The sequence below is a fragment of the Promicromonospora vindobonensis genome (genome assembly GCF_042685865.1).
Taxonomy (GTDB): domain Bacteria; phylum Actinomycetota; class Actinomycetes; order Actinomycetales; family Cellulomonadaceae; genus Promicromonospora; species Promicromonospora vindobonensis.
Genome location: NZ_JBHUOG010000001.1, coordinates 635,288 through 657,995 on the forward strand (window position 1 = coordinate 635,288; position 22,708 = coordinate 657,995).

Annotated in this window: 21 protein-coding genes; 4 read left to right on the forward strand and 17 right to left on the reverse strand. The window is 72.9% G+C overall.

All coding sequences use genetic code 11. The features are described 5' to 3' along the window. Positions 1-14 precede the first annotated feature (14 nt). A complete protein-coding gene (locus ACFS27_RS02970) occupies positions 15-713 on the forward strand; it encodes a CPBP family intramembrane glutamic endopeptidase (RefSeq protein WP_377180181.1) in 699 nt (232 codons plus the stop codon). Here ACFS27_RS02970 and ACFS27_RS02975 read toward each other — a convergent pair. The 14 genes from ACFS27_RS02975 to ACFS27_RS03040 all read right to left on the reverse strand — a co-directional run bounded on the left by ACFS27_RS02975 (position 686) and on the right by ACFS27_RS03040 (position 17,553). Then, on the reverse strand, positions 686-2,164 hold the full coding sequence (locus ACFS27_RS02975; protein ID WP_377183578.1) for an HNH endonuclease: 1,479 nt from the start codon (positions 2,162-2,164) through the stop codon (positions 686-688). The genes ACFS27_RS02970 and ACFS27_RS02975 overlap by 28 nt on opposite strands. 261 nt (positions 2,165-2,425) lie before the next feature. After that, positions 2,426-3,028, reverse strand: coding sequence for an AAA family ATPase (locus tag ACFS27_RS02980; RefSeq protein ID WP_377180183.1), 603 nt, complete (start codon positions 3,026-3,028; stop codon positions 2,426-2,428). A 30-nt stretch (positions 3,029-3,058) separates the two neighbouring features. After that, complete coding sequence (locus tag ACFS27_RS02985; RefSeq protein WP_377180185.1) at positions 3,059-3,907, reverse strand: HpcH/HpaI aldolase/citrate lyase family protein; 849 nt, start codon at positions 3,905-3,907, stop codon at positions 3,059-3,061. Then, a complete protein-coding gene (locus ACFS27_RS02990; RefSeq protein WP_377180187.1) occupies positions 3,904-5,112 on the reverse strand; it encodes a CaiB/BaiF CoA transferase family protein in 1,209 nt (402 codons plus the stop codon). Before ACFS27_RS02990 ends, ACFS27_RS02985 begins: the two co-directional genes overlap by 4 nt. Further along, complete coding sequence (locus ACFS27_RS02995; protein ID WP_377180189.1) at positions 5,109-7,160, reverse strand: formylglycine-generating enzyme family protein; 2,052 nt, start codon at positions 7,158-7,160, stop codon at positions 5,109-5,111. Before ACFS27_RS02995 ends, ACFS27_RS02990 begins: the two co-directional genes overlap by 4 nt. Then, complete coding sequence (locus tag ACFS27_RS03000) at positions 7,157-8,092, reverse strand: ribokinase (RefSeq protein WP_377180191.1); 936 nt, start codon at positions 8,090-8,092, stop codon at positions 7,157-7,159. The genes ACFS27_RS02995 and ACFS27_RS03000 overlap by 4 nt, the downstream gene beginning before the upstream one ends. Next, entirely contained in the window at positions 8,089-9,480 is a 1,392-nt protein-coding gene (locus ACFS27_RS03005; RefSeq protein ID WP_377180193.1) for an ADP-ribosylglycohydrolase family protein, read from the reverse strand. Before ACFS27_RS03005 ends, ACFS27_RS03000 begins: the two co-directional genes overlap by 4 nt. After that, the gene (locus ACFS27_RS03010; protein ID WP_377180195.1) at positions 9,477-10,649 is read right to left on the reverse strand and encodes an ADP-ribosylglycohydrolase family protein; all 1,173 of its coding nucleotides are present in this window, start codon (positions 10,647-10,649) and stop codon (positions 9,477-9,479) included. Before ACFS27_RS03010 ends, ACFS27_RS03005 begins: the two co-directional genes overlap by 4 nt. Before the next feature lie 51 nt (positions 10,650-10,700). After that, positions 10,701-11,978, reverse strand: coding sequence for an ABC transporter substrate-binding protein (locus ACFS27_RS03015; protein WP_377180197.1), 1,278 nt, complete (start codon positions 11,976-11,978; stop codon positions 10,701-10,703). Between the two features lie 38 nt (positions 11,979-12,016). Further along, positions 12,017-12,856, reverse strand: a complete 840-nt coding sequence (locus ACFS27_RS03020) for a carbohydrate ABC transporter permease (protein ID WP_377180199.1) — start codon at positions 12,854-12,856, stop codon at positions 12,017-12,019. Positions 12,857-12,860: 4 nt separating this feature from the next. Then, complete coding sequence (locus ACFS27_RS03025) at positions 12,861-13,829, reverse strand: carbohydrate ABC transporter permease (protein ID WP_377180201.1); 969 nt, start codon at positions 13,827-13,829, stop codon at positions 12,861-12,863. After that, positions 13,826-14,896, reverse strand: a complete 1,071-nt coding sequence (locus tag ACFS27_RS03030; RefSeq protein ID WP_377180203.1) for a LacI family DNA-binding transcriptional regulator — start codon at positions 14,894-14,896, stop codon at positions 13,826-13,828. The genes ACFS27_RS03025 and ACFS27_RS03030 overlap by 4 nt, the downstream gene beginning before the upstream one ends. Positions 14,897-15,237: 341 nt before the next feature. Beyond that, positions 15,238-16,434: an MFS transporter gene (locus tag ACFS27_RS03035; protein ID WP_377180205.1), complete on the reverse strand. Its 1,197-nt coding sequence runs from the start codon at positions 16,432-16,434 to the stop codon at positions 15,238-15,240. A gap of 69 nt (positions 16,435-16,503) precedes the next feature. After that, positions 16,504-17,553, reverse strand: coding sequence for a CobW family GTP-binding protein (locus ACFS27_RS03040; RefSeq protein WP_377180207.1), 1,050 nt, complete (start codon positions 17,551-17,553; stop codon positions 16,504-16,506). A gap of 143 nt (positions 17,554-17,696) precedes the next feature. Here ACFS27_RS03040 and ACFS27_RS03045 point away from each other — a divergent pair, with 143 nt between their 5' ends. Continuing rightward, positions 17,697-18,668, forward strand: coding sequence for an NAD(P)-dependent alcohol dehydrogenase (locus ACFS27_RS03045; protein ID WP_377180209.1), 972 nt, complete (start codon positions 17,697-17,699; stop codon positions 18,666-18,668). Positions 18,669-18,690: 22 nt separating this feature from the next. Here ACFS27_RS03045 and ACFS27_RS03050 read toward each other — a convergent pair whose 3' ends face one another. Both ACFS27_RS03050 and ACFS27_RS03055 read right to left on the reverse strand, forming a co-directional pair. Next, positions 18,691-19,449, reverse strand: coding sequence for a class I SAM-dependent methyltransferase (locus ACFS27_RS03050; protein WP_377180211.1), 759 nt, complete (start codon positions 19,447-19,449; stop codon positions 18,691-18,693). A 23-nt stretch (positions 19,450-19,472) separates the two neighbouring features. Continuing rightward, positions 19,473-20,372 carry a LysR family transcriptional regulator gene (locus ACFS27_RS03055; RefSeq protein WP_377180213.1) on the reverse strand — a complete coding sequence of 300 codons (900 nt, stop codon included), beginning with the start codon at positions 20,370-20,372 and terminating at the stop codon, positions 19,473-19,475. A gap of 88 nt (positions 20,373-20,460) precedes the next feature. On the opposite strand from ACFS27_RS03055, the gene ACFS27_RS03060 reads away from it, so the two are divergent. After that, positions 20,461-21,264, forward strand: a complete 804-nt coding sequence (locus ACFS27_RS03060; protein WP_377180215.1) for an SDR family NAD(P)-dependent oxidoreductase — start codon at positions 20,461-20,463, stop codon at positions 21,262-21,264. Between the two features lie 10 nt (positions 21,265-21,274). Here ACFS27_RS03060 and ACFS27_RS03065 read toward each other — a convergent pair whose 3' ends face one another. Next, positions 21,275-21,952 carry a TetR/AcrR family transcriptional regulator gene (locus tag ACFS27_RS03065; RefSeq protein ID WP_377180217.1) on the reverse strand — a complete coding sequence of 226 codons (678 nt, stop codon included), beginning with the start codon at positions 21,950-21,952 and terminating at the stop codon, positions 21,275-21,277. An 81-nt stretch (positions 21,953-22,033) separates the two neighbouring features. Between ACFS27_RS03065 and ACFS27_RS03070 the strand changes: the two genes are divergently transcribed. Then, positions 22,034-22,675 (forward strand): NADPH-dependent F420 reductase, encoded by a 642-nt coding sequence (locus ACFS27_RS03070; protein WP_377180219.1) that lies wholly within the window; start codon positions 22,034-22,036, stop codon positions 22,673-22,675. Positions 22,676-22,708 lie beyond the last annotated feature (33 nt).

The following is a 22,708-nucleotide window of genomic DNA, read 5'->3' on the forward strand; positions in this document are numbered from 1 at the left end:
TTTGTACTGCTGCCATGGAGACGACGACGGACACAGTCCCGAAGGTCGACCGGCCCGGCTGGCCCGAGATCGTGGTGGGAATCGCCGCGATGGCAGTGGTCGGCCTCGGCCTGCCGATCGCGGCGTCGGGGCAGGTCGACCTGACCAGCCCGGTCGGTGGCGCCATCCTGGCGTGCCTCTCCGGGGTGGCAGGGCTCGCCGGATTTGCTGCCGCGGCAGCTGTGCGACGCCGCCCGTTGCGGTCCTTCGGCATCCGCAGGGCCAGTGCCCGCTGGATGTGGTGGGGCGTCGCGGGCGGCGTCCTGGCCCTGCTCGCCAAGGGCCTTCTCACACCGCTGTTCCTCATGCTGGCGGAGGTCCCCACGGACACCCAGGCCGGCTACGCCGCCGGCGCGAGCAGCGGACCGTGGCTCCTGGTGGTGACGGCGATCGGGCTGGCCGTCCTGACGCCGATCGGCGAGGAGTTCTTCTTCCGCGGCGTCGTGACGACCGGGCTGCTCCGCTACGGCGCCGTGGCCGCGACGCTCGGCAGCGCAGTGATCTTCGCGCTCCTCCACGGGATCAACGTCGTGCTGCCGGCCGCCCTGATCGTCGGGATCATCACCGCTGAGCTCCGTCGGCGCAGCGACTCGGTGTGGCCGGGCGTGGTGGTGCACGCGTTCAACAACTCGATCACGGTGATCGCCTACGCGCTGGTTCCGGGCATCGTGTAGGCAGGGCTGTGCCCCCAGGAGATGTCGGCCCGGCCGCTCCGGCGACGAGTTCGTCGTCGCGATCTGGGCCGGTATGCGATCGTGGCATCCCGGGGGCCGGTATGGCAGCCGATCGAGTACCGGCTGCGCGGGACACGGCCACTGCCGGGCGAGTCCATACCGACGGCCGGTGTCCATCCCGGAGCGGGATCGCGAACCGGTTCTGGCGGCGCTGGCGCCACGGAGGCATGGGTGTGCCCCGTGGGGGTGATCGTCTCCACGGCGTGCCTGCCGTCGACCTCGGTGGCCTTCTGCCCCCACCCGGGTGCCTGCTTCGCATGGTTGCACCGGGCGCACAGCCCTTGCCCGTTGGCCAGGCTCGTCGCACCACCCTCGCCGTGCGGGACTACATGATCCATATGCCGCACCGAGGCGTCGCACCACGACGTGCCGCAGATGCCCTGCTCCCTCGCGCGCAGCAACACGGCCAGACCGGGCGGGTGGAACCGGGACGTCGAGGTTGTGGCCAGCAGCCGGCCACGCGGGTCGACGTAGATCGAACGAAGCCACGCCGTGTCGGCGCCGATCCCGTGCGCCGCAAGGTTCCGTGCCACCGGGGCCGGGACCGTGCCGGCCCCCGCAGACATGCCCTCCGGCACCACACCGGGCTCGCCTCCACCGGCCAGCAGCGTCTGGTCGGAGACCAGCAGGTTGATCGTCACCGGCACCTCCTCCGCCTTACCCGGCTCCCGGCCCGTGACCCGCTCGATCAGGGTGTCAGCCATGATCTGCCCGACACCCCGCTCGTCACCGGCAGCCTTGGTGGCATCGGCGTGCGCCTTGAGCTGCGCATAGGCCTGCACCCCCTGCGCCATCGGGACCAGCGCGGTCAGGTAGACCATCAGATCCGGAGCCGGACGCACCGAGACCCGCCGCTCCGCCACAGCCTTCACGTTCCGCTTCACACACGCATGCACGTCCAGCTGCGCAGCGAGCGCCTTGACCCTGGCGACCAACCGCTTGGTCCCCAGCCGGGCCAGCTCCGCCAGACCCGCAGGCCCGCAGATCTCCTCATCGATCCGGGCCCGGTGCTCCGGCGTGAGGTGCGACGTCTCCCGCACCATCAGCGTCGCCCGCCACGACGAGAGCACACCCGTGCGCAAGGCGTCGAACGTATGCGGCATCTGCGTCACCCACGCCCGAGCCGTCCCAAGGAACGCCGCACCCGCGTGCGGGCTGACCTGCATCGCCGCACCAACCTGGTTCGACACCCCACGACCCCGCCGCTCGACCCGGATCCCCTGCACGGCCTCATCGGCCCGAGTCGCCTCCTCCAGCGCCACCGCCAACCGGCCCTGCGCCGCGGCCACGGTGTTCTTCACCGCCTCCAGCTCACCAAGCAGGTCCACCCACTCCGCCTGCACCTGCTTCGCCGCCGGGCCGTCCGTGTCAGTACCCGCTGGCAGGATCATGTCGGCCAAGCGCTCGCGCAGCGCCCGAACGTCCGCAGCGTGGACGACTGCCCCGCCGGCCGTAGGCAGCGAGGACCCGATGGGCTGGCCGCCCGCTTCAGATGCCCTGTCTGCCGATCTCATGCCATCAATCTATGGCACACCTGTTCGCCTCGCTCGTCGAGCGGGCCCACATCTGCCGTCAGCAGAAACCGAGGCAGCCCGGCCGACAAAGGATGGCCCGCCGACCACCCGCAGGGCGGAGCCGCCGGCCACCGGGTGTCACCTCCGGACGGCGTCCTGCGCCCGCAACGCATCCTCTGGCACCACGGCCCGGCGTGCGGCCTCCGCAACGATCGCGTCGGCGGTTTCCTCCGGCGTCTGCTCCCCCGAGTCGAGCCACCAGCCGAGGTCACCGAGCTCCCGCCGCTGGTTCCGCGCCAAGGGAGCGACGTCGTAGTCCACCCGGGTCTCGACGGCGCGGGTAGCGTTCCGGTGCCGCGCCACCTCCAACGGCGGACACAGCACCACCAGCATCAAGGGCCGCGCCCGCAAGCGCCGCGCGATGAAGCTCAGCTCCGCCCGCATCTCGACCACCGAGTCGGCGACCGGCGTGAACCCGGCCTCGGCAAAGTTGTCGGCCACTGAGCACAGGTTCACCATCCGGAGCCGTAGCTGGCGTTGCCCCTCGGGTCCTGGAGCCCAGCGGCCGTCGTCGTCGAGCATGTTCGCCCGGCCGCTGACGAGCATGATCCCGAACACGTCTCCGTCGACCTGCGCTGCTCGTGGCAGCCGCTCGGCCACCAGGCGCGACACGGTGGTCTTGCCCGCCCCGGGCGTCCCGGTGATCAGCAGGCAGCCGGCCAGAGCTTTCCCATCAGTCACGCCACCACCGTTGCATCCCGCATCAAGGCTTTATCCGGCGGAGACCAGCCCCAGCACCCACCGCGCCCGCTCCACCATCGCGACGTCGAGGAACGTCCCGTCCGCCAGCGCCACGGCACCCACGCCTTCGACGGCGGCGCCCCCGACCCGCTCCAGCACCTCGCGCGCCGCGGCGACGTCCGCCGTCGACGGCAGAAACGCAGCCCGGATCGTGTCGAGCTGCCCCGGATGGATCGCCGTCCGGCCGCAGAAGCCGAGCCCGCGCCCTGCACGGCACGACGCCGCGAGTCCGTCGAGGTCCCGCACGTTGGTGTACGCCGACATGTGCGGCGGCGGGAGCCGCGCCGCCCGCGCCGCGACGACGACGCGGCCGCGCGCCCAGGCGAGCCCCTCGTCGCCGTCGACCCGCAGGTCGGAGCGCAGGTCCGCCTCCCCGAGCCCGATCGAGGCGACCTGTGGCGACGCCGTCGCAAGCTCGAACGCCCGCTCGACGCCGAGCGCCGACTCGACCAGCAGGTGCAGCGCCCGGCCGGGCAGTGCGGCGGCGAGCGCCCGCACCTCGTCGGCGGACTCGACCTTGGGCACCCGCGCACCGACCGCCACAGGCAGCGCGGCGACCGTCGCGACGTCAGCCGCGTGCCACGGCGTGCTGGGATGGTTGATCCGCACCTGGACGGCCCGGCCGCGCGCGTCAGCAAGGATCCGCGCGACGTTGTCCCGCGCCTCGTCCTTGCGCGACGGCGCGACGGCGTCCTCGAGGTCGACCAGCACCGCGTCGGCCGACGACGCCAGGGCCTTGGTCACCCGGTCGGGCCGGTCGCCCGGCACGTACAGCAGGGTCAGCGGCGGCGTGCGCCCGCCACCGGCAGCACCGGTCATACCGCCCCCTCCTCCCGCAGCTGGGCGACCCGCTCGGGCGAGAACCCCAGCTCGTCAAGCACACGGTCCGTGTCCGCGCCGTGGGGACGGCCCGTGAACTGGATGACGCCGTCGTTCTCGGAGAGCCGGAACAGCGGCCCCTGCATCAGCATCGGCCCCAGCTCGGGGTCCTCGATCTCGTGGAGCGTGCCGAGCGCCTGGAACTGCGGGTCCTCCACGATGTCCCCCGCGTCGTACACCGGCGCGACGGCGGCCTGCGCTTCCTCGAACGCCGCGACCACCTCGTCCCGCGTCCGGAGCCGGATCCAGCCCCCGACGGCCTCGTCGAGCTCGTCGGCGTGCTTCGCCCGGTCGACGCCGCGGGCGAACCACGGCTCCTCGACGAGGTCTGGCCTGCCCACGAGGCGCACCACTCGCTCGGCGATCGACTGGGCCGACGTGGACACCGCCACCCAGTGCCCGTCGCTCGTGCGGTAGGTGTTGCGGGGCGCGTTGTTGCTGGACCGGTTGCCGGTCCGCGCCTGCACGGTGCCCAGCTGGTCCCACCGCGTGATCTGCGGCCCGAGCATCGCGAGGATCGGCTCCACGATCGCCGTGTCGACCACCTGTCCGTGCCCCGTGCGCTCACGCACCGTCAGCGCCGTCATGATCGCGAACGCGGTGGCGAGCGACGCGACGCCGTCCGCCAGGCCGAACGGCGGCAGGGTGGGCGGACCGTCGGGCTCGCCGGTCATCGCGGCGAACCCGCTCATCGCCTCGGCGAGCGTGCCGAACCCCGGGCGCGTGCGGTACGGCCCGACCTGGCCGAACCCCGAGACCCGGGCGAGCACGAGGCGCGGGTTGCGGGCCGACAGCTCCTCGTAGCCGAGACCCCAGCGTTCGAGCGTGCCGGGCCGGAAGTTCTCGATCACCACGTCCGCCTGCTCGGCGAGCGCCAGGAACACCTCGCGCCCACCCGGCGCGCCGAGGTTCGCGGTGATCGTGCGCTTGTTGCGCCCCAGCGTCTTCCACCAGAGGTTGACGCCGTCCTTCGCGGCCCCGTGCGTGCGCGAGGGGTCGGGCTTGGCCGGGTGCTCCACCTTGACCACCGAGGCCCCGAGGTCGCCCAGGTGCATGGCCGCCATCGGCCCTGCGAACAGGGTCGAGGCGTCCACGACACGCAGCCCGGCCAGGGCGCCGTCGGCGGGATCGCGGGACACGCTCATGCGGTCGCCTCCCCCGGACCAGTCGGGACCGGCAGGTCCCACGCGCAGCGGAACCCGACGGTGGCGCTCCGCGCGAGCCCGAGCCCCGGCAGCAGGTACTTGACCGAGTAGTCCGGCGCGTGCCGTCCGCCCTCGATGTACCAGTCCGAGTTCTCGGCGCGGTAGTCGCTGCCGCCCTTGAGCATGACGAACCGGGTACGGCCGTCGCTGTGCTCGCTCTCGGTCCAGCTCCACACGGCCGGCTCGGGGCGCGCGGTACCGAACGCCGCAGGACGGGCCTCGCCCGCGAGCTGCCACTCGTCCTCGCTGGGCAGCCGGCCGCCGCGCCACGCGCAGTACGCGCGGGCGTCGTCGAGGTCCACGAAGGTCACCGGGTGCTCCTCGGTGCCCGCGGAGGGGCGGCCGTCGGCCCAGTGCTGCAGGAACCGGTGCGGCTCGGCGGGCGCGTAGTCGGTCGCCTCGAGGAACTCGGCGAACTGCGCGTTCGTCACCTCGGTCGCCGCGACGGCGACGGGCGCGGAGAGGACGCCGTCGCGCTGGAGCGTGCGCGCGTCGTGCAGGCGCGGCGGGAGCGGCTTCCACTCGTCCACGTACGGCGCGCCCTGGTACATGCCGGTCTCTCGCGCGCGGTGGCGCACGGTCAGCACGTAGGCCCCCTGTGGCACGACGACGACGTCCTGGTCCGGCGGGCCCGGCACGTCGCGGGCCGGAGCGAGGCGGCGGGCCAGCCGGTGCGGGAACCGGGCGTCGGCGTCGTGTGGCGCGTCCGCGAGGGCGGTGAGCAAGCCGGGCAGCCACGCGGGCGCCTCGGTGCCGTCAGCCAGGTGCAGCAGCGCGGCGATCCCGCGACCTGGCACCACGACGTCCGAACCATCGGACGCGTTACCGCCGGTCAGGGCGACCAGGCGGCCCGACGCGCGCTGCGGCGCGTCAGCGGCCAGCACCGGGGCGGTGTGGTCGAGCTCGCCCCGGTTCACGAGCGTCCAGAGGGTCACGCCGTCGAGCTCCCAGCGCGACGCGTACACCCCGGCGGCCTCTGCCTCGGCGGCGAGGGGGGCCAGCGGCGTCCACTCACCGTCGAGCAGCAGGTCGCCCGCGGCGCGCTGGACGGTCACCAGTCGGCGCACGGTCCCGGCGTCGCGCGGGGACCAGCCCACCCACACCCCGAACACGACCTCCCACACCATGACGCCGACCCCGTTGAGCCACGCGGACTGCAGCTCCTCGGAGTGGTCGCGGTGCCAGCGCCGCACGTGGTGCTGCATGTGGCGGCGCTCGTACCAGTGCGCGCGCAGGACGCCGGGCACCGGCGAGTCGGCGAAGAACTGCGCCCACGACGACGAGTGGTCCTCGATGCGCTCGACCGCGAGCTTCGACTCGCCCTCGAGGACGATTCCCGGGCGCGCCTCCTCCAGCCGGGCGACGAGCTCCGGCTCGGCCTTCTTCAGGGTGTCGAGGAAGACGCCGTCCGCCCCCAGCTCGCGGACCACCGCGGCCAGCTCGGTCACGTCGTCGTCGCCTCGACGGGTGCCGACGTCCCACGGGTTGTAGTCGACGAACACGTGCAGGCCTGCCTCGTGCAGCGTGTCGACCAGGCCGGTCAGGCCGGGCACGTCGCGGTAGAAGTCCCACTGGTTGCGGTCGTCCAGCCCGATCACCGGGTAGGCGTGCCACAGCACGACCGCGTCGAGCCCGCCGAAGCGCTCGCGGGCGTCGGCGAGGAACCGGTCGGGCGTGAACCGCTCCTCCTCGAACGAGTAGAGCAGCTCGTCCCACAGCCAGACCTGCGCCACCGTGGAGCAGCGCGCCGCCCAGGCGGCCTCGGGCCGGGCGTATGCGGCGCCCGTGTAGCCGTGCCGGGCGCGGGCGTCCGCCCGCCAGGCCCGCAGCGTCTCGCGCCAGGCGGGCCGGTCGGCGGGGTCGGCCGGACCGGAGAAGATCTTGGCCTCGTCGAGGGCAGCGCTCCCCTGCGGAGTCAGCGGCCCGACGGCGACCTCGGTCGGCCGGTCGATCGGCCGCGGGACGAGCGGGTCGAACGTGTACGTCATGGTGCCTCTCTCAGTTCTTCGGCCAGCGCGGCGACGTCGGCGGCCGCCGGCACGGCGTCCTGCGCACCGGGCCGGGTGACGGCGAGCGCCCCGGCCGCCCCGGCCAGCCGTGCGGCGTCGCCGAGGTCGGCGTCCCGGGCGAGGGCCGCCGCCAGGACGCCGCAGTAGGTGTCGCCGGCTCCCGTGGTGTCGACGGCCGTGACCTGGGCGGCGGGCACGCGCACGGCCGGGACGCCGCGTCGGGCGACGAGGCTGCCCTCGCCGCCGAGCGTGACGACAACGGCGCGCACCCGGCGGAGCAGTGCCGCCGCGAGGTCCTCTGCGCCCGACGGCGGGCCGCCCACCAGGTCTGCGGCCTCGTGCTCGTTGACGACGAGCACGTCGAGCTGGTGCCACAGCTCGTCCGGCAGCTCGCGCGAGGGAGCCGCGTTGAGCACGAAGAGTGCCCCGTCGCGGCGCGCCCTCGCGGCCGCCAGCACGGTGTCGAGCGGGATCTCGAGCTGCGCGAGCACGACGTCGGCGGCGATGATCCGGTCCTTCTGCGCCCCACCGATGTGGACGTGCGAGTTGGCCCCTGGCGCGACGACTATCGTGTTCTCGCCGTCGGACGTCACGGTGATCAGTGCAGTGCCGGTCGGGGACTCGACGCGCTCGACGATGTCGGTCCGTACGCCCGCGCCGTCCAGCGAGGCGAGCAGCAGCTCGGCCGACTCGTCCTTGCCGAGCGCGCCGACGAACGTGGTGTCGGCTCCCCCTGCGCGGGCCGCTCCGACGGCCTGGTTGGCGCCCTTGCCGCCCGGCGAGCGGCGCAGGTCGCCGCCCAGGATGGTCTCGCCGCCCGCTGGGTGGCGCGGGACGTCGACGACGAGGTCGACGTTCGCCGACCCCACGACCACGACCCGGCCGGCCGACGGGTCCCGTCCGGCGGTCATGCGCCGCCGCCGGAAGGTCCCGCGAGGGCGACGGTGCGCGCCGCGAGGTCGGTGATGCGCTGCGCGCCCCCCGGGAGCGACGTGGCGATCCGCCCCTGCAGGGGCCTGGTCCACTGCTCGCCGATACCGGTGACCCCGCGCAGCGCGCCGACGACCCCGCCGACGGTCGCCGCCGCAGAGTCGGTGTCCCAGCCCGCGGTGACGGCGATCGAGACGCTCGGCCCGAACTCGCCGCGCCCGGCGCTGAGCGCGAACGCGATGACCGCCGCGTTGTTCAGGACGTGCACCCAGTGCAGGTGCCCGTACTCGGCGTGCAGCCGGTCGAGGCCCGCCCGTACGCCTGCCTCGCTCCCGTCGCAGTCCCGGCCGAGGTCGCGGCCGAGCCGCACGGCCGCGGCCAGCCGGCTACCCGGCGGCACGACCGAGCCCGCGGCGTCGAGCACCTCGTCGACGCCGTCGGCGACCATCGCCGCCGAGGCCAGCGCCGCCGCCCACTGGGCGCCGTAGGTGCCGTTGCGGGTGTGGCTGAGCCGGGCGTCGGTCCAGGCGAGCCGGGCCGCCTCGCGGACGTCGCCCGGCGCGGTCCAGCCGAGCAGGTCGGTCCGGATGAGCGCACCGATCCACTCGCGGAACGGGTTGTCGTGCGTCGCCGTCTCGGGCACGGGGCGCGCATCCAGGATGTTCCGGTAGGCGGCGCGCTCGGCCGTGAAGGTGCGGCCGGCGGGCAGGCTGTCGAGCCAGAGCTGCGCCACGTCGTCGGTGCTGAACCCGCGGCCGTGCTGCTCGAGGAGCGCGAGCGCGAGGATCGGGTAGTTGAGGTCGTCGTCCTCCGGCATCCCGTCGATGTTCTCCTCGAGCGACGTCGGCGCCGACCGGCGGTTCCAGGGCCAGCGCGCCGCGACGTCGTCGGGCAGGCCTGCCGCGGTGAAGTACCGCCGCAGCGGCCAGCGGCCGGTCGACCGGAGGATCTCCTCGATGCCCTCCCGTGGGATCTTCTCCACGGGCTTGCCGAGCAGGCACCCGGCCGCGCGCCCGGTCCAGGCGCCCTGCACGCGCGCGGCGTAGGCGGCGTCGGGTCCGCCCGGGCCGGACGGCCGGCGGGGCAGCAACGGGGCGAGCGGCAGCAGGGCCTCGATCTCGTCCCACTCGTCCGGCTCCTGGGGGGCCGACGGCGCGGGCCGGGCGTCCAGCTCCTCGAGCAGCAGCCGCGCCAGGGCCCGGAGCTCCGGCGAGGCGGGGACCGGCCCCGCGCCGCTCACCGCAGGCGTCGGGTCGCCGCCTGCGGCCACCCAGCGGTCGCGGACGTCGGCCACGTCCTTGCCCTCGTCCGCCGCCTGCACGAGCTCGTGCGCCAGCAGGTCCTCCGGCTGGGCCCAGGTCAGCCTCATGCGAGGCCACCCGCCGGGGCCACCGCGTCGATCGCCTTCAGCCGGCCCAGCGCCAGCTCCCGGTCGGCGCTGAGGATGTCGGCCGCTGCGGACGCCATGAGCCGCCCGGTCTCCCGGACGTCCATCTTGCTGGCGGCCTCGACCTCGTCGAGCCACTCGGCCGGCACGACGCCGCTGCCGCCAAGGCCTGCTGCGACGGCGCCCGCCATGACGGCGATCGAGTCGGCGTCGCGCCCGTAGTTCACGGCCGCGAGCACGGCACCGCGGTAGTCGCCACGGTGCCCGAGCAGCAGCCCGAGCGCTGCAGGCAGCTCCTCGATGGACTTGGTCCGCGAGGGTCGGCGGGCGTCCATCGACATCTGCCGGTACTCGGGCCCGACCGAGTCGTAGGGGGCGACGACCTCGCGGACGAGACGGGCGAGCCGGCGTTCCTCCTCGTCGTTCTGCGGTGCGGCCGGCCAGTCCGCCACGGCTTCCACCACCGCGCGGAGCGCCGCGGCGGTGCCGTCGTGCGCGACGTCGAGCGCCGCAGCCACGACGTCGTCGAGCGTGGCGCCAGGGGCGACCGACGCAGCGACCATCGCAGCGAACACCCCCGCTGCCTCCCGCCCGTAGCTGGACTGGTGGGCTCCCGTGAGGTCGATCGCCTCGGCGTACGCGCCCCGCGGGTCGCCCGCGTTGACCAGCCCGACCGGGGCCGCGTACATGGCGGCCCCGCAGTTGACGACGTTGCCGACGCCCGCCTCGCGCGGGTCGACGTGACCGTAGTGCAGCCGGGCCACCAGCCACTTCTCGGCGAGGAAGACTCGCTGGAGCAGCAGCGCCGTCGACTCGAGCTCGGGGATCCACCGCGGCTCGCCGATCATCAGCGGCACCAGGTCCTCTGCCATCGCGTACGCGTCGAGGTGCTCGCGACGCTTCGCGTACACCTCCACGAGCGCCCTGGTCATGAGGGTGTCGTCGGTGATGTGCCCGTCGCCCTTGTGGTACGGCGCGATGGGCCGCGCGTCCTGCCAGTTCGGGTACCAGGGCCCGACGATGCCGCGGACACGGCCCCCGTGCCGTTCTTCGATCGCAGCAGGTGTCCAGCCCTCGGTGGCGCCACCGAGGGCGTCTCCTACGGCGGCACCGGTGATCACGGCCACCGTCCGATCCTCTAACCAGCTCACGGCTACGCTCCTTCGTCGTTCCTCGATACACGTCGTTCGTCGGACTGGGGGTTACTGGGTGATCTCGGTCCAGCCGGTTGTCAGCTGGTCCGCCAGCTCCGCTTCGTCGGTCTCCTGGGCCAGGTAGCGCTGGTAGGCCGGGGTGGCCACCGTGTCCTTCCACTGTGCGTAGGAGTCGGCGAACAGGTACGGCGCGGAGACGAAGTTCTGCCCGGAGGCCAGGATCGTGTCCCAGCCGTTCTCGTCGCCCAGCTTCTCCGCCAGGCTCTCCTGCGCCGACGTCGTCGCCGGGATCAGCGCGTCCGCCTCGTTGAGCGCGGCAAGGTGCTCCGTCTGCGTGAAGAACTCGATGAACTCCGCCGACTCCTCGACGTGCTCGGAGTCGATGTTGACAGAGAGCGTCTGCGGGTTGGCGGCCTGCTGCGGCCCGTCGGGCCCGGCCAGCGGCGGCAACGCCACCCAGTCGAAGCCCTTCGGCGCGTCCTTGGTGATGTTCGCGGCCTGGTAGGAGCCCTGCACGGTCATCGCCGTCTGCCCGGCGTAGAACGAGGCGATGGCCTCTGAACCGGACTGCGTCAGGGTCACCGGCAGGATCGACTCGTCCTCGTACGCCATGTCGTGAACCAGCTCTGGCAGGGCCATCTCGCCGTCGGCGACGGTCAGGGAGGCGTCCTCGCCCGTGCCCTCGAAGTAGGCGCCACCGAACCCCGGGGCGAGCGACATGAACGCGGCCGTCGGGCTCGACAGGCCCCAGCCGAGGCCGTAGACCTTCTCGCCGTCGGTGGTTGCCTCGGCGATCTCGCGCAGCTCGTCCCAGGTCATGGTGTCGCCGGTCGGGATCTCCACCCCGGCGTCCTCCAGCAGGGTGCGGTTCGCGAACACCATGTACGACTGCAGCTCGGTCGGGTAAGCGACCACCTGGTCGTCGACCGTCACCGAGTCGAGGATCCCCTCGGGGATGTCCTCGCGGCGCTCGTCCGACATGAGGTCGGTGAGGTCGGCGAGGTAGCCGTCACGGGCGAAGGACACGATGCTCGCGGCCTCGTAGTGAATGATGTCGGGCGCCGCGCCGCCGTTGAACTGCGTGATCAGCTTGTCGTAGACGCCGTCCCAGCCGGCCGGGACGATCTCGACCTGGACGTCCGGGTTGGCCTCGTTCCAGTCCGCGACGATCGACTCCGTCTCGGCGATGGCGGCGGGCTGGTCCGACAGGGCCTGGAACTTCAGCGTCACCGGGCCGTCCTCACCGGCGTCCCCGGTCCCGCAGGACGCGAGCAGCGCGGTGGTGATCGTGAGGCATGCAGCGATGGACACTCCACGAGTCTTCATGGGTCTACCTTTCGTCAGAGGTGTTGCAGGGTGGGCGGTCATCCCTTGACCGCCCCGGCCATGAGGCCGCCGGTGAGCTTCTTCTGCATGATCGAGAAGAAGACGATGCTGGGGATCGCCGCGAGCACGGAGCCCGCGGCGAGGGGGCCGAGCGCGACCTTGCCCTCGCCGCCGATGAACGTCGACAGCGTGATGGGCAGGGTGTAGTTCTCGGGGGACTGGAGCAGCACGAGGGCGAAGAAGAACTCGTTCCACGAGGAGACGAAGCTGAACATCGCCGTCGCGACGACGCCGGGGGCCAGCAGCGGGAAGACGATGCGGCGGAGCACGACCAGGCGGTTGCCGCCGTCCATCGCCCCCGCCTCCTCGAGGTCGACGGGGATGGCGGCCACGTAGCCCTGCAGCATCCACAGCGCGAACGGCATCGTGTACGTGGTGTGGACAAGGGTGAGGCCGACGAGGCTGTCCGTCAGGCCGATGGTCCGCAGGATGAGGAACAGCGGCAGGATCACGAGGATCACGGGGAACACCTGGCTCACGAGGATCCAGCCGACGCCCGCCACCCGGATCGTGCCCTTGAGCCGTGCCAGCACGTAGGAGGCGGGCAGCGCGATGAGGATGACCAGCGCCGTGGACGCGAGCGCCACCAGCGCGCTGTTCCCCGCCGAGCTCACGAGACCCTGGCGGGCGAGCGCGTCGGCGTAGTTCTCCCAGTGCCACTCCTGCGGCAGCAGGCTCACCACGAGCGAGTTGAGCTCGGCGGACGACTTCACCGACGCCGAGACCAGCCACAGCAGCGGGAAGCCGAGGAAGAGGATGTAACCGGCCAGCGCCACGTACTGGGCGGGGCGGACCAGCTGCTGGGCAAAGACGCGCATCAGCTCAGCCCTCCTTCTTTTTCGTCTCGAAGCGGTCGTCGCGGAACTGCGACCGCAGGTAGACCGCGAGGAGGAGGACGACCACGACGACGAGCACGACGCCCATCGCTGCCGCGTACCCGATGTTCCGGTTCTTGAACGCCTCCAGGTAGGTGAACAGCATCGGCAGCATGGTGCGGCCTCCTGGCCCGCCCTCCGTCAGCACGTAGACAAGGGAGAAGGAGTTGAAGTTCCAGATGAAGTTCAGCGACGTGATCGACGTGACGATCGGTCGAAGGCTCGGCCACGTCACGGCGGTGAACCGGCGCCACGCTCCCGCGCCGTCCATCGAGGCGGCCTCGTGCAGCTCTGCCGGGATCTGCTGCAGCCCTGCCAGCAGCGTCACGGTGGTCTGCGGCATCCCGACCCAGACGCCGACGACGATGACGGCGGGCAGCGCGGTGGAGAAGTCGGCGAGCCAGTTGATGTCGTCCGGCAGGCCCAGCGAGCCGAGGAACGCGTTGAGCGGTCCGGCGTTGGGCGAGTAGATCATCTTCCACATGATCGCCACGACGACGGGCGGCATCGCCCACGGAATGAGCGCGAGCACCCGGGTGAGCGCCTGCAGGCGCAGACCGGAGTTGAGCAGCTGCGCGAGGCCCATGGCCGCGACCAGCTGGAGCAGCGTCACGCAGATGGCCCACGTCATGCCGATGCGGAACGAGTCCCAGAAGAACGAGTTGCCCGCGAGGCGCACGAAGTTGTCGACGCCGACGAACTGGTAGTCCGGGCGGCGCACGAGCTCTGCGTCGGTGAACGCCAGCAGCACGCCCATGAGGAGCGGGGCCACCGACAGCACCAGGATGGGCAGCAGCGACGGCATCACCAGCGCGGCTGCTTCGCGGCGTCGGGCCCGGTCCAGCCCGGTCGGACCGCGGCGGCGTCCTGGTCGGGGCGCCTGCGACGGCGGCCGGGGCGAGGTAACGACGGTCATCGTGCGCTCTTCTCCTTCGAAGCGGGCGGGCCGGCGACGGCGTCGGCGCGCGGTGTGGTGGTGGACTCGCGCACGACGAGGTGCGGGCCGATGGCGATCTGCTGGGCGGGCTCGACGACGTCGCCGACCCGGTCGAGGACGAGCTGTGCCGCGGCGCGGCCGCGGTCTGCCGACCCGAGCGAGACGCTGGTCAGGCTCGGCTGGAAGACCTTGCCGATCTCGGTGTCGTCCATCCCGGTGACCGCGAGCGCGCCGGGCACGGTCAGCCCCAGCTCCCCTGCCGCTCGGATGACGCCGATGGCGAGCAGGTCGTTGGCGGCGACGACGGCGTCGAACGGGCCGGCCGCAGGGGTGCGGGACAGCAGGCGGCGGGCGGCGGCGAGCCCGGCGGTGACGGTGAAGTCGTCGGCCCGCTCCGTCTCGGCGTGCTCCCCTGCGAACGCGGGGGCGCTGGTGGCAGCGTCGAACCCGCGCTGGCGTGCGGCGCCCGGTGTGGTGTCGAGGGGTCCGTTGACGAACCCGATGCGGCGCCGGCCGATCTCCACGAGGTGGGCGACGGCCTGGCCGAGTCCCGCCGCGGAGTCGGTGGAGACCGAGTCGATGCCCTGCTTCTCGAGCGAACGGCCGATCACGACGACGGGCACCGGCGCCTGCCGGATCGCTTCGACGAGGGCGTCGTCGGTGCGCAGGGGGCTCACGATCAGCCCGTCGACGAACCCGCTGCCGAGGCTGCGGACCAGGTCCACCGTGGTTCCGACCGTCGGGCCGGTGGACATGACGACCACCCGGTAGCCGTGGGGAGCGAGCACCTCGTGGATGGCCGTCAGCATCTCGACGTAGACGGGGTTACCGATGTCGGCGACGGCGAACGCGATCTGGAAGGTCCGCTTCATGCGCAGCGAGCGGCCGATCGCATCCGGGCTGTAGCCCAGCTCTGCAGCGGCCGCGCGGACGCGGTCCACCATGGCCTGGCTCGCCCCGGTGCCGTGCAGCGCCCGCGACGTCGACGCGAGCGAGACCCCGGCGCGCTCCGCCACCTGCATCAGGGTGGCGCGTGATGACGACACTGTCACTCCACTTCGTCGTGAGCTGCGGTTCGCTGGAACTGATTCTGGAAACGTTTCCAATTTCTGGATGAGACCGGACTGGAAACGTTTCCGGTGATAGCCGTCAGTGTGGCACCGGCCCGGAGCGTCCGTCAAGCAGCCCCCTCTCCAGGGGCCAGGGGCCAGGGTTTCGCGGCAGGCTCATGAGTTCGGTCGGATGGGATGAGATCGGTCGGTCAACTGACCGATCTCATCCCATCCGACCGAAGTCACTCACACCAGCGTGACATCCGACCGAAGTCACTCACTCCAGCGTGACAACTGACCGAAGTCACTCACACCAGAACGACAACCGACCGAACTCACGCGACTCGCCGGCCGGCTCCTCCCACCAGCGCCAGCACCGCGACCACCAGGCACAGCGCGGCCGTGGTCAGCAGGCCGACGGAGAAGCTGGTCCCGGCGGCGATGAAGCCGACGACCAGCGAGCCGAGCCCGGTCCCGGTGTCGAACCCGATGTTCCAGACCGCGCTGGCCATGCTGCGGTCGCGGTCCGGCACCGCGGCGAACGCCGTGACCAGCGTCAGGTTCTGCAGGCTGCCGTAGGCCACGCCGACGACCGTCATGCCCGCGACGAGCACTGCCGCGCCGGGGCCGGTCCCGGTGAGCGACCAGGCACACAGCGCGAGACCGGCGGCGCAGACGACGAGCAGCGGCGAGATGAACCGGCGCGGCCCGAAGCGGTCGGCCGGACCGCCGACGAGCCAGCGGGACAGCGCCGCGGCCGCGGTGAACCCGAGCAGGCCGAGCACCGCGACCGTCGAGCCGTGCCGGAACTGCGGGGCGAAGGTGAGCAGGGCCCCGCCGGGGGTGGTCACGGCGAGCAGGACCAGCGAGGGCAGTGCGAGGGCCAGGAGCATCCGGCCGCGTCCGGGCCGGGGCTCGTCACCGGTGTCGAGGCCGCCCTCTGCGATGTCGTCGAGGCGCCGGCCCAGGGCCGCGGCGAACGGCACCGCGAGCGCCGGGGCGGCACCGAGCACGAACACCACCCGGAAGTCGACCGACTCGGCGATCCAGGCGGCGCTCGGCACGAGGAACAGCTGCGGTGCGGCGACCGCGAGCCCGTAGACGCCGATCGCCCGCCCGCGCCGGGTGGCGTCGACCAGCGAGGCGACGGCGCTCGCGCCGCACACGGTCAGGATCGCGAACCCGGCGCCGCGGACGGCGGACACGGCAAGGATCCACGCGAGCTGGTCGGTGAGCATGAGCGCGAACGAGGGCAGACCGAGCAGCAGCACCCCGGTGATGAGCGTGGCGCGCCAGCCCCACCGACGCAGCGACCACGGCACGGTCGTCTGGACGGCGACGGTCGCGAGCATCAGCACGGCGTTGACCAGGCCGGCGCCGCCTTCGTCCGCTCCACCGTGGGTGGCCCACAGGGGCGCCGTCGGGAGCAGCAGCGCATAGCCCGCGAAACCGAACAGCGACATGAGCACCAGCGCCCGGATCCCGGGTACGCGCAGGATGGGCAGGTCGTGGTCCGTCGGCGTCGTGCTCACGTGAACTCACCCTACGGGCGCCGGACTCCGTCGGACGACGACGCCCCCTGCCAGCCCGGCGCCGACCGCTCACCGGCTGAGCCGCCGGTAGCGCTGGAGCCGGGCGAAGCCCTGGGCGTCCGGGTGGGCGGACGGTGCCAGCGCGCGTTCGAGCCGGTCCCGCACATGCCCGACGTCGAGGTGCATGCCGATGGCCACGAGCTCGCCGGCGCCGTCGGCCCCGCCGCCACCTGCTGCGGGGTCGACCCGCCTGCTGGTCACGTGCACCGAGCGGCCCACGACGTTCACGACATAGCCGCGCAGGCTGCGGCCGGTGTCGACGACGACCCGCCCCTTCATCCGGTACGCGCCTGCCGGCGGCTCCTCCAGCAGGTCGACCAGGCGCCCTGGACCGACCGGGCCGGCCGTGGTGACCGTGACGGCGTCGGCGTGCTCGTGGTCGTGCTCGCGACCGTCGCGCAGCAGTGCGGCCAGCGGGAGCTGGTCGGGCGGGTCCTCGACGGACGCCGCGTCGTAGACCAGGGCCGGGTCCACGCGCCCGTACGAGGTGCGCACCACCTGGGCGGCGGGGTTGCGCTCGTGGACACGGGCCTCGATGCGGGCGAGCGTCCGCTCGCCCTCGCCGGCAGGCAGGCGGTCGGTCTTGTTCACGACGACGAGCGACGTCACCGCGTACCGCGCGGGCGCGTCGCCCCCGTCGTCGACGGTGCCGAAGTGCTCGACGGCGTCGACCACGTCGACCACTCCCCCGGGCCGCACCCGTTCGACGCCGCTGAACCGGATCATGCGGGCGAGCGTCAGCGGGTCGGCGATGCCGCTGGCCTCGACCAGGACGACGTCCAGCCCCAGCCGAGGGTGGGTGAGCTTCTCGAGGGCGTCGTCGAGCCCGCCGGCGTCGGGCAGGCAGCACAGGCAGCCGCCCGCGATGGACGCCGGCTCGTCGATCTGGCCGGTGACCAGGCCCGCGTCGACGTTGACGTCGCCGAAGTCGTTGACGATCACGCCGACCCGCGCGCCGGGCTGCTGCAGCAGGTGGTTGAGCAGCGTGGTCTTGCCCGCGCCGAGATGCCCGGTCAGCGTCACCACGGGAACCCGTCCGGTCGCGGAAGGCCTGCTCATCGCGCCCCTCTCCATGATCGACGGCCCGTTCCGGCCGCCGGGTAGATGATAACCGTTCTCACTGAGGCCTCGGCGGTCGGGACCCTTGTCGCCCGCGCCCGGACCGTGTAGACCAGGCACACACCGGCCGACGGGAGATCGGGATGCGGGCAGTCGTCTACGACGAGTACGGACCACCGGATCGAATGCGGGTCGAGGAGATACCGGTGCCGGCTCCGCGTCCGGACCAGGTGCTGGTCGAGGTCATCGCGACATCGATCAACCTCTCCGACTGGGAGAGCCTGCGCGGGTCACCGTTCTACGCCCGGTTCGGCGGGCTGCGCAGACCTGGCCGACGGGTGCTGGGCTCGGACATCGCCGGCCGCGTCGAGGCCGTCGGGTCCGACGTCACGCGGTTCCGGCCCGGCGACGAGGTGTACGGCGACAACCTCATCCACAAGGGCGGCTTTGCGCAGTTTGCGGTGGCGCCCGAGTCCGCCCTCGCGCACAAGCCGCCGGGTCTGACGTTCGGCGAGGCCTCAACGCTGCCGCAGGCGGCCGCCATCGCGCTCCAGGGAACCGCGGACGCCGGCCCGGAACGGCGGGTGCTGATCAACGGTGCGGGCGGTGGCTCGGGATCGTTCGCGATCCAGCTCGCCAAGCGCGCCGGCGCCCACGTCACGGCCGTGGACAACGCCGCAAAGCTCGGCTACATGCGGTCCCTGGGCGCCGACCGGGTGATCGACCACCGCAGCGAGGACTTCACCCGGACCGGACCGTACGACCTGATACTCGACATGGTCGCGCACAGGTCCGTGTTCGCCTACCGCCGCGCACTGGGGCGCGGCGGTAGGTATCTCTGCGTGGGCGGGCCCGTGCGGAAGCTGCTGGAGATCCTGACGGTCGGCACCGTCGCAGCCCGCGTCACCGGACGCCGGATCGGGGTCCTGCCCGTGAGCCTGGGTCCGAAGTACTTCCAGCCGCTGGCCGAGCAGTGCCTGGCCGGAGAGGTCGACATCCACATCGACCGCACGTTCCCGCTCGACGAGGTGCCCCGGGCTCTGGCCTTCCACGGCGAGGGCCACGCCCTCGGCAAGGTGGTGATCGACGTCGACGGGCGGGCACGGCAGGCCTGACCGTCCGCAGGCCGTCGTCCGATCAGCCGGGACGGCGCGCCACGGCCCAGCGAAAAGCGTTCAGGAGCCGGTAGGTGCCGTCGGACCTGCGGAAGGGCGCGGCCGCGGCGACCACCACCGGTGCGAGGTCGGCGATCGTCGACGCGTCCTCGCCGAAGAGGATCCCGCGCACCAGGTCCGTGTCGTGCCGGGCGGTCCACGGGACCGGCACGACGCCGTCGTCGAGCACCTCCCAGCCGGCACCGAGCAGCACGCCGGCGAGACCACCCTCGACCCGCAGGGGGCCGTCGTCGGGCGGCTCCTCATCGTCGGCCGCCGCGAGAGCCACGTTGATCGCGTCCAGGTCGTTCCGCCCGCGTTCGGCCCACCCGGCGAGTCCCAGCGTGCCGCCCGGCACGAGCACGCGGCCTGCCTCGGCCAGCGCACGCTCCTCGTCCGCGGCGAACTGGAAGGCGTTCACGGCGAGGAGCGAGTCGAAGGCCGCGTCGTCGAACGGGAGCTGCTCGAAGTCGCCGAGCCGCACGTCCGAGCCGATCGCGCGCGCCCGCGCGAGCTCGACCATCCGGGCCGCCGGGTCGACGCCGGTGGGCCGGGCGCCCAGCTCCTGGAGGTGTTCGAGCAGCTCGCCGGTGCCGCAGCCGACGTCGAGCACGCGCGTCCCGAGGCCGATCGCCGCGGTGCGCAGCATGGGCTCCCACGCGGGTCGCGCGAAGGTGCCCCAGTAGCGGCCCCAGTCGTCCGCGACGGAGGACCAGGGGTCGTCCGGGCTCGTCGTCGGCATGCTCGGAGATTATCGGAACGCGGTCAGCGCAGCTCTCGCGCAACGTCCCGTAGCACCGCCACCACCGCGTCCACGCTCGTGGAACGCTCGGGCCGCGTGACGGCGACCGCCGCGCGGCCGAGCCAAGCCGGGTCGTCGACACCGACCGTCACGACGCCGGCAGGGATCGCGGGGGCCGCGATCTCCGGAAGCGTCGTGATGCCGAGCCCTGCGGCGACCATGCCGAGCCGCGCGTGCCACTCGCGCGCCACGTGTGCGACCTTCGGCTCCAGCAGGGTGGGCCACGCCCCGAACTGCGGCTCACCGCGCAGGCCCTTGCCGACTATCCACTCCTCCTCGGCCAGCTCGGCCACCGGAACCCGCCCGCGGTCGGCGAACCGGTGCTCTCTCGGCACTGCCAGGAGGGAACGGCCGTCCACGAGGTGGTCGCGCCGCAGGCCATCCAGGTCGTAGGCGGGGAGGTCTGCGCCCACTCCGATCACCGCGACGTCGATGCGCCCCGCGCTCAGCTGGCGGAGCTGGGCGGGGGTGGACGCCTCCCGGAGCTCGATCGTCAGGCCGGGGTGCTGTCGCCGCACGACCGCCACGGCCCGTGGCGCGAGCACCCACATCGCCGTCGGGAATGCGCCGATCACCACCCGGCCGCCGAGCCGGTCCGCCAGTCCCGCGAGGTCCTTCCCGACGGCGTCCAGCTCCGCCAGGACGGTCGCGGCGCGGCGCGCGACCAGCGCGCCGGCCGGCGTCGGCACGACGCCACGAGCACCGCGCACGAACAACGGCGCGCCCGCCGCCGACTCCGCCGCCGCCACCTGACGGGACACCGCCGACTGCGTGTACCCCAGCAGGTCCGCCGTCGCGGTGAAGGACCCGGTGCCGACGACGGCGTGCACAACCCGCAGGGCGGTGACGGTGAGCTCAGCCATACGGCCATCATGAGCCATGCGGTGAACGCATGTCTACTGTGCCAAACAGTCGCTGGTGGAATGGGTTGCCGCGCCGCACGATGGAGGCATGCACACGACCTGGTTCATCACCGGAACGTCAACGGGCCTCGGCCGCGAGTGGGCCGAGGCAGCACTCGAACGCGGCGACCGCGTCGCCGCCACCGCCCGCGACACCACCACGCTGGAGCCGCTCGCCAGCAAGTACGGCGACGCCGTCCTGCCGATCGCCCTCGACGTCACCGACCGCACAGCGGTGTTCGACGCCGTGGCGCACGCCGCCGGGCACTTCGGCGGGCTCGACGTGGTCGTCAACAACGCCGGGTACGGGCACCTCGGCATGGTCGAGGAGATCACCGAGGCCGAGCTCCGCGCCCAGCTCGAGACCAACTTCTTCGGGACGGTCTGGGTCACCCAGGCCGTCCTGCCCCTCATGCGCGCGCAGCGGTCCGGCAGGATCCTGCAGGTCACGAGCGAGGGCGGCGTCCGCGCCTACCCCGGCTTCGGCGCGTACCACGCGTCCAAGTGGGCGGTCGAGGGGATCTCCGAGTCGCTGGCCCAGGAGGTGGCGGCGTTCGGCATCCACGTGACCAACGTGGAGCCCGGCCCTTACGCCACGGGGTTCGCCACCGCGGCGCACGCCAGCGCCCCGAACGCCGACTACGACGAGGTCCGCGAGGCGACCGCCCCGGACTTTCAGATCGGCGACCCGCACGCGACCCGGTCCGCGATGCTCCGGATCGCCGACGCCGAGCGGCCCCCGCTGCACGTCTTCCTCGGCAGGCCCCTCGCCGACGTCGAGCAGATCTACGCCGAGCGCCTGCGCACGTGGCGCGAGTGGGAGCCGGTCGCGCTGGAGGCGTTCGGGGCCTGAGCCGCGCCTCCTACGGCCGGCCGGCGTCCGCCTGCGGCTCCGGTCCGGCGCTGCTCGACCCGGTGCCGGTCGGCTCGGCACCGGGCAGGAACCGTTCCAGCAGCTCCAGCGAGCGGCGGACGTCAACCGTGTCGGGGGCGAGCAGCCACTGCAGCTGCAGCCCGTCGGACGCCGCGGCGACCAGCGCCGCGGCGTCGTCCGGGTCGACGTCGGCCGCGATCGTGCCCGCACGCTGCCCGGCCCTGACCCGTTCGGCGAGGTCTGCCCGCACCCGCCGGAACCGCGCCTGCACGAACTCGCGCGTCGCCGGGTGCTGCTGCACCTGCAGGGCGTCGGTGGTGAGCGTCGCATACAGCTCCACGAGCCCGGGGATGGAACGGTTCCGCTCGGCGCTCCGCTCCATCGCCGCCACCGCGGACTCCTCGCCCCCCGCGGAAGGCTCGCGCGCCTCCACCTCGTGCACCTGGGCCTCGTGTGTCCGGTAGACCTCGACGAGCAGCTCGTCGCGGTTGGCGAAGTAGTAGCGCAGCGCGGCGTGCGAGACGCCGATCGCCTCGCCGATCGCCCGCAGCGAGGCGCCGACGCCGCGCTCGGCGAACAGCTCCATCGCGCTGAGGAGGATCTGGGCGCGTCGCTCGGGACCCTTCCGGTACGACCGTCCGTGAGAGCCCGCATCGCCGTTCGCCATGGGGGTCATCGTACGAACGCTTGTGACCTACCAGCCTCGCGCGGACGGAATGGGTAGCAGATCCCGGGGGTTGCCGAGCGTATGAGCACATTCGCCATCATCGGAGCAGGAAACATCGGCAGCCAGGTCGCGCGCCTGGCGATCGCACAGGGCAACGAGGTGGTGATCGCGAACTCGCGCGGTCCCGAGACCCTCGCGGGCCTGGTCGCGGAGCTCGGGCCGAAGGCCCGGGCCGCGACAGCCGAGGAGGCGGCCGCGGCGGCCGACGTCGCCGTCGTGTCGGTGCCGCTGAAGGCCTACCGCGACGTCCCGGTCGAGCCCCTGGCGGGGAAGATCGTGCTCGACACGAACAACTACTACTGGGAGCGCGACGGCCACATCGAGGCGCTCGACCGTGGCGAGGCGACAGTCTCCGGCCTGCTGCAGGAGCACCTGCCCACCTCGAAGGTCGTCAAGGCGTTCAACCAGATCACCGCCCCGTCCATCACGACCGACGGCACCCAGGCCGGGACGGAGAACCGTCGGGCCCTCGTGACGGCGAGCGACTATCCGGAGGCCGTCGAGCTCGTCACGCGGTTCTACGACGAGGCGGGCTTCGACACCGTCAACGCCGGACCGCTCAGCGAGTCCTGGCGCGCCGAGCGTGACCGGCCCGCCTATGTGTCGCGCCAGAACGCCGAGGAGCTCAGGACGAACCTGGCCCGGGCCCCGCGCGTCATCTGAACCCCCACGGGTCCCGGTCCGGACGCAGTTCAG